An 11,527-nucleotide genomic window follows, 5' to 3' on the forward strand; every position below is an offset into this window, starting at 1 on the left:
GTTGGTGTGTTCGTTGGCGTGTTGCTCGGCGTCAACGTTGGCGTGTTCGTCGGCGTCGCCGTGGGTGTATTCGTCGGTGTGTTCGTCGGCGTTGCTGTGTTGGTTGGTGTGTTCGTTGGCGTGTTGCTCGGCGTCAACGTTGGCGTGTTCGTCGGCGTCGCCGTGGGTGTATTCGTCGGGGTGTCGGTCGGCGTTGCCGTGTTGGTTGGTGTGTTGGTTGGCGTGTTGCTCGGCGTCAACGTCGGCGTATTTGTCGGTGTCGCCGTGGGTGTATTCGTCGGTGTGTTCGTTGGCGTTGCCGTGTTGGTTGGTGTGTTGGTTGGCGTGTTACTCGGCGTCAACGTTGGCGTGTTCGTCGGCGTGCTCGTTGGCGTATTCGTGGGCGGTGCAGTGGCGGTACTGGTGGGCGTAGCTGTGGGACTGCCGCCTGTCAGCGGTATATAATTGTGAACGTAGTAGTCGGCGTTTAGATCTGCCGCCAGAACCAGCAAACCGGTTGTCGCATTCACTGTTTGTTTGGTCGAGGTCGGATCGTAGAGATGGTTATACGTGTCATCCTCGATGAATGGCGTCCCCTTCCCCTGAGGGAAAGAGATGTTGTCCAGGCTGGTTTGCTTGTAATAAATGGCCGTCAACGCTTTGCCAGAATTGATCGTCCCACCGCCGGTCTGCACGGCAGCAAAGATGTATAACTGCCGGTTCTGCTCGTCAATGACCACGATGGGGCGGGTGTGATCATCGCCGACCCGGCCAAATACATAGTTGTTCCAGTTGTCAGCGTTATCCAGTACCAACAGGAAGATCAACGGCGCATTCGGGTTCGGGTTCGGCAGGTCGCTGAGGGAAGTCTTGACCACCGCGAACACGCGCCCACTGGAATCGGCAGCCAGCTGTTTGACATTCAGATGATCGTCGGCTGTCTTCGGTCCCTGGATCGCTGTCCGGCTGGCCTGCCACACGTTGTCAGGATCGCCGTCACGATGTACAGCGAAGAAGATCGCATCGCTAACCTGGTTGCTCCACATCACCCCGATCTTGGAATCGTAAGCGATCACAGCGGCGATATCGTCGCTGCCAACCGTCGTGCCGTTGACCGGCGGGATGAACGGCGTCCCCCAGGTCAGGTCATTCCCCACCGTGCGGTTGACATAGACTCTGGCATTTTGCGTATACGCCACCCATAGCTTGCCGGTGCTGTCCTTATCCAGCACGATCGCTTCCATCCCGGCACTGGTGATGGTGACCGGGAAGCCGGAATCAAGCACGTAGGTCTTGCTGGCGCTGTTGTAGCTGTAGCGCAAGATACGGGCGCTATCGGCGCTGGTGGAATTGCCCGGCCCGGCAGTGGCGATGTACAGGCGCGTCCCATCCCACAGGGCGTCAGCATGGGAGTTGTTGCGCTCGTCCACCAGGACGCCGGTATCCGCCCAGGTGTGCGTGGACACATCGTAACGGTAGATACGGTATTCCTGGCTGGTACGATGAAACAACACACCCCACCACAGACCGTCATTGAACCACAGTTTGCTCTGGGGTTTTTCACCGGTAGGATGGGTGACGCCGCTGGCGTAGTAAGCGTGATCGCGGTAGCCAACATCGATAGCTATCCCGGCGAAGGCACTGCCCACCAGCCCAAAAGCCAGGATAAGTACCAGGTTGATAACAAGAAGTATGCTGCGCCTGGGCAGGCGCCGCCGCAACCAAAACTGTAAAACATCATTAAGAGTGTTCATCGACTATCCTCCACCACATAAGGCCGTACCAACCGATAAATCTCAGCCAGATCCGCCGGATAAGGATGGCGAATCTCATGCGCCGTCCGGCCCCTGAACAGGCGTAGCAGCAGCTCACGCTCACGCAGCGAGGCCGACTCCAGTAACATGTTGCGTCGTTCCGGGAAAGCGTAAAGCGATTGCTGATAGGCGATCCACAGCGCGCGGCGTTCGTAGGTCAGCGATGCCGCCATGCGCCGGGCGATCTCCGCCGCTTCCACCGGCAGGACGGCCGTCGGGCCAGGGGCCACCGTTGCCAGGAACAGCCGGTCGAGCGGCGCCGATCCCTGCCAGAGGTGGTCGCGGAAGATCAGTTCCGGCGCGACCCGCGATTGGCCCAGCAGCGGATAGCCGCCCTCCAGGCTCAGTCGGTGCAGCCAGCCGGCGGCGATCCCGCCCCCGCGCACGGACTCTGGCAGCGCCCGGTACAGGCGCTGGTAGAGCCGCATGGCCCGGATGCGATTACGATCCGCCCGCGGGATGCGCGCCCAGAACGCCGGCAGCTGGCGCAGGTGCCAGCTCCAGACCTGCGTCATACCGGAAAGCCCGTATAACAGGCCATCTTCCGGCGAAACAATCGTCCATTCATCGGAGAGATAATGCGCCCCGGCGGCCATGAATGGCAGCAGTGTTTCCGTCTTACCGCCTTTCTCCCAGCCGGTGACCAGCACCCCGATGCCCTCATAGACAAACGCGCCTGAATGAAGCAGCACGTAGCCCTTCGCCAGCAGTCGCAGGCCCAGAATGGGCACCAGCAGCGGGATCACACTGACGCCGCGCTCGCACAGGACTTCGCCTGACTCACCCAGCGCCCCAAAATCGATCTGCGTGCGGTGGCCGAATTCATCCAGGCGGTAGAAGTGGGCGTCATCGAAGGCAGCGTCATTCAGGCCAATGGTGCGCAGCGTCCCGACTGGCGGGAGCTGATCGACGAAGGTCACGGTGATGTCTGGCCCGGCGGCGGCGCTACCCGTTGACGGCCCCAGCACGCGGCGAATCGCTCGCAACGCCGATTCCGGCGGATCAATCAGGCGGATGGAGACCAGGCCATGCAGGACATGATCGACCACCCGATGGTGGCCGTTGCCGGTGGCCGGCATAGCGAGCGTTTGGGGAGCGAGCTTGGCTACAGACATTGCAGTACCACCTCAAGGTTTTTGGAAACCCAGCCCTCATCCCAGGCACGGGCCGGATTCTGAGCCAGATACAGTGCCAGATAATGCAACCAGTACAGCAGCAACAGGGCGTGCCCGGATTCAGTCTCAACAGCCGGGGCAACGACCGACTCGGTCAGCAGCACCCGCTCCATTGGCGTCCAGCCTTCGCCGCGCAGCAGACCGCTAACGGTCGGCCCCATCTCCCGCTGCCCGGCCAGCAGCTTACGCCGCTGGAGGAGCAGGTGCAGGATGTCGAACGCTGGCAATTCCTGCGGTGCGGCGCGATCCCAGTCCACAATGCCGTTGATTGCGCTGCCATCGGCCCTGACCAGCAGGTTGCTGGCCCAGAAATCGCCGTGAATCCAGCTTACCGTCAGCGTCTGGCCGGTCAGGAAAGCGTGCAATTCCTCCCTCACACGCTCCAGCGCCCCCTCATGCAGACGGGCGCGCGGCCGGTTGACCACCACCCGCAACAACGCGCCCATTGGCCGCTCGACCCAGCGCTCAAGTGCTTCCGCATCGACCCGAACCTCAGCTGCCGTGCGCCGATGTAGCTGGGTAATGGTCCGGAGGGCGGCGCGATGCAGGCGCTCGTCGGCGGCTCGGTCATGCAGCAACAGGCGCGCTTCGATGCCGGGCAGGGCACGCTCGACAAAATAGGGCTGGCCGTCAAGCTGGCCGCTCGCCAGCGGCTCCGGAGTCAGAGCCAGCCAGGCAGTCAGGCGCTCATCGGCACGCAGCATGCTCAGGATCGCTGCTTGGCAGCGCAGGCTTTCCGTCCCGGTGGCGCTGCACGGCAGTTTGATGATGGCCGCCGGTGCACTACCCTCCGGCCCGACCGCCAGCACGATCACGTCGGTCAGCGTCCAGTCGACCCGCCCCACCCGCCAGGTCTCCGGCCCGGGCAACCCCGGCAGCGGCGGGAGCGCCCGCAGGATAGCCGGGGCCATCCCCACGACCCGGCGCAGCGCATGGCGGTTGATCCAGCGCCGCCAGGATTTGCCCAGCCGCGGCATCCATTGCAGGCCCAGCGCTGATGCATTGACGCCCATGCCTGCCTCCTCAACCCACACGGGTGAACACACGCCGGGCGCTACGCACCAGCGGCCAGCGGCCCAGTTCCGGGAACATCTGCTCAACGGCCAGCGCCCGCCAGCTCACGGCCAGCACAACCAGGCTGCCCGCCGCCCCCAGCAGCACCGCCAGCGGCAGGCTTTCAGGCAGGAGGGCGATCTGCAGGCCCAGCAGCGCCAGCGCCACCAGGGCAGCCGTGCCATAGACGACCGCGTACTGGCGGCGGAATAGAGAGATGCCGGTGTAGCGCCACAGGCCATACTGCTTGAGCAGATTATGCACAATTAGTGTCGAGGCTGAGCCGACCGCCGCCCCCAGAACGCCATAGGGAGGGATCAACGCCAGGTTGACGATCACGTTGACCACGGTAGCGGCTACATCCACAGCCACCGTGAAGCGCAGCCGCCCGTATACCTTAAGCGTCAACCCGTTAAAGCCCAGCACCGTGTGGAAGAAATAGCCCAGCGAGAGCAGCGCCATGATCGGCACTGAATCGGCGTAGCGCGGGCCGTACACCTGCACCGTCATCGTCCCGGCAAAGCAGAAGGTCAACAGGAAAATCGGCAGCGAAAGCACGGTCATCCACAGCGCCGTCTGCCAGTACAGATCGGCCAGGGCGCCATGGTCGCGCCGGGCGTACAGGCGCGCCGCCAGCGGCGTGTATAGCAGGGCAAAGGTCAGGATCACGCCCTGGTTCAGGCGGGCCATCGGCAACACGGCGCGGAAGCTGGCCACCGCCTCCGTATTGTGGAAGTAACCCAGCAGCAGCGCGTCTGAAGACTCGATCACCAGCCAGACCAGCACCGAAGCCAGCAGCGGGACGGCGAAGCCATAGATTTCGCGGACCGGGTAGCGCAGGGCGCGCAGCTGCAGCCCGGCCAGCCAGCCCTGCCCGCGCAGGGTGCGGGCGAACATCACCCCGTACAGCGCCATACCAACGAGACTGATCAGCAGGTACCCGATCGTCAGGAACAGCACGTCAGCCTGCAGAGCGGTCAGAGCCACCACCAGCGCCAGCCGCAACCCCGGCCCCAGCACCGACTGGCGGAAGAAGATCACCCGTGGGCTGGCAAAAGCCGCGAACAGATTGGTCAACAGCCCGTCCAGGGCCTCAATCGGAATCAGGAAGGCCATGATCGCCAGCAAGCTCAGCGCCGCCGGGTCGTCAGTGGGCTTGAGGTCAAAGACGTTGATCCCCACGTTGAGACCGGTGGCTATGACCAATCCCAGTCCGATCACGGTGGCAAAGGCCAGAACCAGGGCGCCGAGCAGCCGATCATGCTGGCGATGCTCGCGGTATAGCGGGATGAAGCGCGAGAGGGTATCCGGCAGGCCGAACATCGCGATCCCTTTGCACAGCAGGGCGAAGGACAGCGCATAGCTGAAGGCGCCAAAGTCGGCCTTGCTCAGGGCGCGCACCAACAACACCTGCGCCCCGAACTCCATCACCTGAGCCAGGAGCTTGCCCACCAGCAGCAAGCTCGATCCGCGGATGTGGTGGGCGGTAGCGCTATGCGCTTCTGCGGGCGCCGCCTGCGCCGCCACGACAGGCAAGGATTGGGCGGCTGTACTCATGAGCGCCCTTCCTTCCAGGCCAGCACCTGCCGCCGCCAGATACGGGCTACCACATCCGCGCCGACCGCACCCGGCAATCGTGTGCCATCGACGATCTCGGCGTTGGCGATCCGCCGCTGGAGCGCCAGGTAGTCCTGTCGCTCGGCCTCCAGATGAGCGGGATCGTGCTCGCCCTTGCGGGCGTACATCACCGCGCCGGGGACATCCAGCACCAGCACCAGATCGGGTGGCGGGAGCAGGTGGGCGCGCAGCCAGCGCGAGGCCGCCATCAGCGGCGAGAGCCTCTGGCGCGGTGGCAGCAGGGCATCATAGGTATAGCGGTCGAAGATCACCAGCCGCCCGCGCGCCCGGTGAACCAGCGCGGCCAGATAGTTCGCCCACAGAACAAGCAGAAAGACAAGTCCACGCAGCGCCCGCGGCTGCAAACGCGCCACCAGCGGCACGCGCTCCTCGCTCAGACCCATGTACAGCGTGCGTACGGGGAAGTAGAAACTGCGCTGCACGGCCTCTACAACGGTCGACTTGCCCGCGCCATCCGACCCCAGCAGGGCCACGTTCAACCCCGGCGGATGACTCCGGCCCGGCAACCGGCGCAACACACGGTTCAGTGCGCCGCCCCAGCCAAGTGTCCGCCGGGCGAGCCAATGCGTGGCGAACTGTAACAGGCTATCCCAGTCGCCCGCACGCGCGGCGGCAATCAGGCGTTCCACCGGCCAGTCGCCCGGCAGGATGGCGGCCAGCGGGCCATCAGGGCGAGCCGTCAGGCTCAGGGTCAACAGGTGAGCGCGTTCTGCTGGCCCGATTCCGCCGGAGATCAGCAGGCAGCGCAGCAGCAACACCCAGAAGGCATCGTCTGGATCAGGGCTGTATGCCGTTCCCTGGCGCAAACGGCGCTCCAGGATGCCCGCGCTGGTTTCCGCGGGAAAAATCAGGCGCATCCCGTACGCCAGGCGGGTTAACACATTAACGCGCACCCAGCAGCCCGCCGGGGCAGCGTAGGCCAGCCACTCACGCCGGGTGGCCTGGTGCTGGCTGGAGAGGGGCAGGAAATCCAGCGCTGCCAGGGAGCATTCAGCCAGCTCTCTGTCGGCTGATCCCACCAGCACGTCCAGCTCCTCGCCTGCCGCACCGGGTAGCTCGCCCTGGTACAGCACGCACCAGCGCACCCCTGCGCTTTCCAGAGCGGCAAACCACGATTCGGTCAAAGATTGCGTCTTATTCATCATGCCTCTGGGCCTGCGCTCAGGCCCATCAATCGGCAATCCAGGTCCATGACGGCGGTACGGTGTAAGCCACGCTGATTGTCTGCCCCGCCGCCAGGCGAAAACTGCCGCCCGGCAGGCCGGTGGATCGTCCGGCGATGGCGACGTCGCTCACCACCCCGCCGCTGAGATAAACCGTCACCGGAGCGTGGAACGGGTTAACCAGCGCCACGCTGCTTTCCGGCAGCGGCGGCACTTCCAGCGCACCGCCGCCCAGACTGTCGATCTCCACGGCGGAGCACGTCGGGCCGACGGCGTACATCGCTGCGGCGACGTTATGAATGTGGTTGGCGCTACACCTGGTCTTGGTTACATGCCGCGCCAGGTGTACGCCATAACGGAAGCGGATCGGCCCGCCCAGCGTAAAGACCTTGTTGCCCACCACCGTCAGCTTGCTGATGCCCGCCGGAACATCGCTTTCCACAAAAATGCCGTCGAAGGCGTTGTCCTGTTCCAGCTGATCGCCCAGGATCGCATTGCCGGAGATCAGGAGTTGCCCCCATGGGCCGGAGTCGGCCTGTGTGGTGCGAGTGACGACGATCCCGTGCTGGCGGTTGGCGTTCAGATCGTTGGCCGCCACAATCACGCTGTAGGCCGTCTGCGTGATCAGGATGGCCGCCCGGCGGTTGCCGTACAGATCGTTGTTGACCACCCGCACTCCGCCGTTATGGATTTCCACGCCATACTCACAATCATGGATGTAACATTGCGCCAGGACATGATCGGTGCCGTTGATGTCCAGTAGCACCCCCGCCCCATCGCAATCGCTGATCCGGCAGCCGGTCACACTGTCCTGGCTGGCCCGGTTGGCCATACCGGAAAACCCGATGCGCAGCCCGTGCCCCCGGCAATCGTGGATGTACAGGCGCTCGAAGGTGCTGTAGTAGGCGGTGGTGAACAGCCCCTCCCCGCCCTCCGGGCAATGCTCCCGGTTGCCATCGATGGCGAAGTCGGCCAGATGCACCCGCCCGAAGGCGTAGGCTCCGGCCCGACCCGCCGCCGCGTCGGTCAGGACGGGACCACGGCTGCCATCGCCCAGCCGGATCGTTGTCACGTTCATCCCCGCACCCAGCAGGTTGGCCCCATCGCGGAGCAGCAACGGGCCATCGACGCGGTAGACGCCCGCTGGCAGGAAGACATGACCGCCGCCAGCCGTGCTGCACGCATCAATGGCCGCCTGGATGGCCGGGCGATCATCGGCCAGGCCATCGCCCCGCGCGCCATATGGCATGTGGCACACGTTGAGGGCCAGGCTATCCAGGCGTGCCGCCAGCGCCTGATCATTGGCGTTCCAGATCAGCCGTCCTTCGTTTGGCGTGGCCGCAGCAGCGACTTCACGAACGGTCATCATCCACCTCTTTCACCCGGCCGTTCCCCTCTGTGGCCGGGCAAATCGGCAAAGGGCCATGCAAGCCATCCAAGGGTCACATCTTCCTGCCCCCAGGCGACAAACCGGGGTCGTTCCGGCATTGCGCCAGCGATCAAGCCGCTACTCATGGCGAGTGCCAGCACGCCAGCGCAGCGCAGGAATTCCCGGCGTGACCACCGATCAACGGGCGACATCGGGCGCCTCCTGAAGGAGCGGCGTCCGGCGCGGCACATCCCCGCCGCCAGGCCTGACGATCGACTGGTACAGCGCCAGCAAATCAGCCGTGCACGCTTCCCACGTCGGCAGGACGATTCCGCCTGCGTTCGCCTCGCGCTCCAGCGCCAGCAGCTCCAGTAACGCCCTGGCCACCGCCTCCGGCCCGGCGTCCGGCGGGACGGCCCGCACCAGTGGGTAGCGGGTCAGATCGCTCAGCGCCGAAGCATCATTCACCAGCAGCGGGCAGCCCAGCGACAGCGCCTCGGTTGCACCAAGACCTTGAGATTCGTAGTCGCTCAGCAGGGCCACCACGCCGGCGCTGGCCAGCAGGCGGGCCATCGCCTCGCGATCCGCGCCGGAGATCGCCCCGATCTCCACGCGTTCCGCCACGCCAAGCTTAGCCGCCAGCCGCCGCAGTTCTGGCTCGTATGGCCCGCTGCCGACAATCTGCAGCCGGGCTTCCGGCTGGTGGGCCAGCACACCGGGCAGAGCGGCGATCACGCGCTGGTGGCCTTTGTAGCGCTCCAGGCGTCCTACCGAGACGATCAGCCTGGCGGGCACGGCAGCCGGTTGCCGGGGGAGGCGTGGCAGGTCAGAGCCGTTCGGGATCACAACGATTCGGCCGGCGGGCAGCCGCAGCAGCGCACTGAAGTGGCGGCGCTCAAACTCCGAGACAGCGATCAGGCGGCTGGCACGGACCAGCAACGGGCGTAACAGGCCGATCTGGGCGCCGCGCAACGCCTGGCGCAGCCGGGAGGAATGCCCGCCGCTGTGGAAGGTGAGCACATACGGTATCCGGGCGCGCAGGGCCGCCAGCATGGCCAGCGGCGCAACCAGGGTATGGTAGCCCTGGCAATGCACCACATCCCAGCGCTCCTCCGTGATCACGGGGATCAGGTCCGGCGCGAAATAGTAATCGCGCCCCGACGGCCAGGCCCGCACCCGCCGCACCGACACGCCCGCTATTTCCTCAACAGGTAGTAACTGGCCTCCGCGGTCAGTGGTGAGTACGGTAACATCTATCCCACTGGTAGCCAGCCGGCTGGCTACCTGGTAGGTGTGCATCTCAGTACCACCCACCAGCGGAAGATAGCGGGCGGTCACCTGCAGCACACGCAGGGGGGTATCAGTTGTCATAAGAATTTCTACAAACCTTCTATTTGGATTACGGCGCCGTCTCCAAGTAAACCTGTTCCCTGCCAGCCAACGCCTTCCCGGCGTGGTCGGGCTTGAAACGCCACAACTGCACCCTGCCCACCACATAACCAGCCGTGGTCCAGGCCAGCCCGGCGATGATCATGGCTGCGCGGGCAAGTCCTGCCCGTTCACCGCGCAACAGAGCCTCCCCCAAGCCACGCCGCACGCCATGCGGCAGCGTCTTAAAGGTGTAGGAGCGTTCGCTGGCCAGCCCGTCCCGGCTGCCCACAAAACGCGCCACCAGTGCCTTGGATAGCCCTTCGGCATAGCAGCGCGACGTGAAGTATGCTACCCGCCCCCGGTTGGCCGGGACACGGTGCAGGACGCGCGCGCCTGGTTCATAGAGCAATACACCTTCCGTCCAGCGCTGCCGGACGCGGATGCACAGCTCGGTTTCCTCGCAGCCCAGCGGGCGTGTGCCAATGCGTCCAATTCCGTCCCGGAAGCCGCCTACGACCTCAAAGACCTCGCGCCGGAAGGACATGTTGCAGCCAATCAGGTTGCGCACCGGCGCGGTTGCCTCCGGCAAACCGCGATAGCTGCACCCGACCACCCATTGGAATTCCTCCGGCAACCAGGCCGGGCGGCCAGCGAGCCATAGCGGTTCGATCAGCCCGCCTACTCCCAGCACCGCCGGATCGGCATAAGCCGCGCTGAGACGCTCCAGCCAGTCAGGTGCAGCTACGGCGTCTTCATCCACAAAGGCAATGACCTCGCCCCGCGCCGCGGCGATGCCGCTGTTGCGTGCGCCGGATAGCCCCTGGGCCTGTCGGTTTTCCACGACCACAACGCTTTGAGGGCCAAACTGCTCACGGGAGCGCGCCAGCAACGCCGGATTGTGATCGATGACCACAACGATCTCCCGCGGCGGAAGTGATTGCCGCTGCACTGAATCCACAGCGGCAACCAGCTCCTGCCAGCGTGCTTCCGTGTAAGCGCAGATGACCACACTGATGTCAGCAACCGCCTGAGCCATAACTGCCACCCGTTAGCGCCCGGCATCCAGGTACTGACTCGCCGCCACCGCGCCGACCGGCTCCTCGACAACCGTCGGCGGACGGCGGGTCAGGAAGCGTTCCCGCAGGATCGTCTTGAGGACGCGGATGCCCACCGGGATCGTTTTGAGGTTGCTCTGGCCGTGGATGCGCCGCGCTTCGAAGCTGGGCACTTCTGCTACCCGCAGGCCGCGCAGCAGGGCGCGCACGTTCATCAGTGTCTCGATCTCGAAGCCATCGGCATCCAGATCAAGCACCGGGACGACATGCGCCCAGAAGGCGTTATAGCCATAGCACAGATCAGAGTAGTTGCCGCCACACAGCACGCGAACCATCAGGACAAAGGCCAGGTTGCCCAGCCGCCGATACAGTTCCATGTCGGCGGTGCCACCGCCCTGCAGGAAGCGCGACCCCTTGACAAAATCCGCCCCGGCCAGTAGCGGGCCAATGTAGGACGGAATTTCGCCCGGATCGGTGGAGCCATCCGCGTCGAGCATCACGATGATGTCGCCGGTCGCGGCAGCGAAGCCGGTGCGCAGAGCAGCGCCCTTGCCGCGCCCTTCCTGCATCAGGATGCGGATGCCCGGATGCAACTGGCGGGCAACCTCAATCGTGTTGTCTTTGGAGTGCCCGTCAACCAGGATGACCTCGTGCACCCACTGCGGGATGCGCGGCAGGACATACGGCAGGTTCTCGGCTTCGTTCATCGCCGGGATGATCACACTGACCTTGATTCCCCCGGCCCGTTCAGGGGTCGCGTAGGGCGGCGTTCCCGCCGCGGTCTGGCGGCGAGTCCAGTTGCTGGCGAACATTGAAGAGGCAATTGAGAGTTCCATAAAAACCACCTTAGAGATCAATCCTGCTCAGGTCTTGCTCCGGCCTGGTGAGTCACGGACCTTGAACGGAACAT

The 11,527-nt window shown here is 64.7% G+C and carries 8 protein-coding genes and 1 pseudogene; all 9 read right to left on the reverse strand.

Annotated elements, in window-relative coordinates; genetic code table 11:
• The 9 genes and pseudogenes from HPY64_01915 to HPY64_01955 all read right to left on the reverse strand — a co-directional run bounded on the left by HPY64_01915 (position 1) and on the right by HPY64_01955 (position 11,453).
• A pseudogene (locus HPY64_01915) lies at positions 1 to 419 on the reverse strand (type VI secretion system tip protein VgrG).
• Between the two features lie 1,310 nt (positions 420 to 1,729).
• A complete protein-coding gene (locus HPY64_01920; protein ID NPV65883.1) occupies positions 1,730 to 2,908 on the reverse strand; it encodes a hypothetical protein in 1,179 nt (392 codons plus the stop codon).
• Positions 2,899 to 3,981: an aminoglycoside phosphotransferase family protein gene (locus tag HPY64_01925; GenBank protein ID NPV65884.1), complete on the reverse strand. Its 1,083-nt coding sequence runs from the start codon at positions 3,979 to 3,981 to the stop codon at positions 2,899 to 2,901. The genes HPY64_01920 and HPY64_01925 overlap by 10 nt, the downstream gene beginning before the upstream one ends.
• Positions 3,982 to 3,991: 10 nt before the next feature.
• Positions 3,992 to 5,578, reverse strand: a complete 1,587-nt coding sequence (locus tag HPY64_01930) for a flippase (protein NPV65885.1) — start codon at positions 5,576 to 5,578, stop codon at positions 3,992 to 3,994.
• Positions 5,575 to 6,783: a hypothetical protein gene (locus HPY64_01935; GenBank protein ID NPV65886.1), complete on the reverse strand. Its 1,209-nt coding sequence runs from the start codon at positions 6,781 to 6,783 to the stop codon at positions 5,575 to 5,577. The genes HPY64_01930 and HPY64_01935 overlap by 4 nt, the downstream gene beginning before the upstream one ends.
• Positions 6,784 to 6,829: 46 nt before the next feature.
• On the reverse strand, positions 6,830 to 8,188 hold the full coding sequence (locus tag HPY64_01940; GenBank protein ID NPV65887.1) for a hypothetical protein: 1,359 nt from the start codon (positions 8,186 to 8,188) through the stop codon (positions 6,830 to 6,832).
• A 201-nt stretch (positions 8,189 to 8,389) separates the two neighbouring features.
• Positions 8,390 to 9,562 carry a glycosyltransferase family 4 protein gene (locus tag HPY64_01945; GenBank protein ID NPV65888.1) on the reverse strand — a complete coding sequence of 391 codons (1,173 nt, stop codon included), beginning with the start codon at positions 9,560 to 9,562 and terminating at the stop codon, positions 8,390 to 8,392.
• Between the two features lie 28 nt (positions 9,563 to 9,590).
• A complete protein-coding gene (locus tag HPY64_01950; GenBank protein NPV65889.1) occupies positions 9,591 to 10,598 on the reverse strand; it encodes a glycosyltransferase family 2 protein in 1,008 nt (335 codons plus the stop codon).
• Between the two features lie 12 nt (positions 10,599 to 10,610).
• Positions 10,611 to 11,453, reverse strand: coding sequence for a glycosyltransferase family 2 protein (locus tag HPY64_01955; protein ID NPV65890.1), 843 nt, complete (start codon positions 11,451 to 11,453; stop codon positions 10,611 to 10,613).
• Between the last annotated feature and the right edge of the window lie 74 nt (positions 11,454 to 11,527).

The organism is Anaerolineae bacterium (assembly GCA_013178165.1).
Classification (GTDB): domain Bacteria; phylum Chloroflexota; class Anaerolineae; order Aggregatilineales; family Ch27; genus Ch27.

Excerpts from the sequence above, each read along its gene's own strand:
- HPY64_01920 (NPV65883.1), bottom strand. The coding sequence starts at position 2,908 with ATGTCTGTAGCCAAGCTCGCTCCCCAAACGCTCGCTATGCCGGCCACC.
- HPY64_01925 (NPV65884.1), bottom strand. The coding sequence starts at position 3,981 with ATGGGCGTCAATGCATCAGCGCTGGGCCTGCAATGGATGCCGCGGCTG.
- HPY64_01930 (NPV65885.1), bottom strand. The coding sequence starts at position 5,578 with ATGAGTACAGCCGCCCAATCCTTGCCTGTCGTGGCGGCGCAGGCGGCG.
- HPY64_01940 (NPV65887.1), bottom strand. The coding sequence starts at position 8,188 with ATGACCGTTCGTGAAGTCGCTGCTGCGGCCACGCCAAACGAAGGACGG.
- HPY64_01945 (NPV65888.1), bottom strand. The coding sequence starts at position 9,562 with ATGACAACTGATACCCCCCTGCGTGTGCTGCAGGTGACCGCCCGCTAT.
- HPY64_01950 (NPV65889.1), bottom strand. The coding sequence starts at position 10,598 with ATGGCTCAGGCGGTTGCTGACATCAGTGTGGTCATCTGCGCTTACACG.
- HPY64_01955 (NPV65890.1), bottom strand. The coding sequence starts at position 11,453 with ATGGAACTCTCAATTGCCTCTTCAATGTTCGCCAGCAACTGGACTCGC.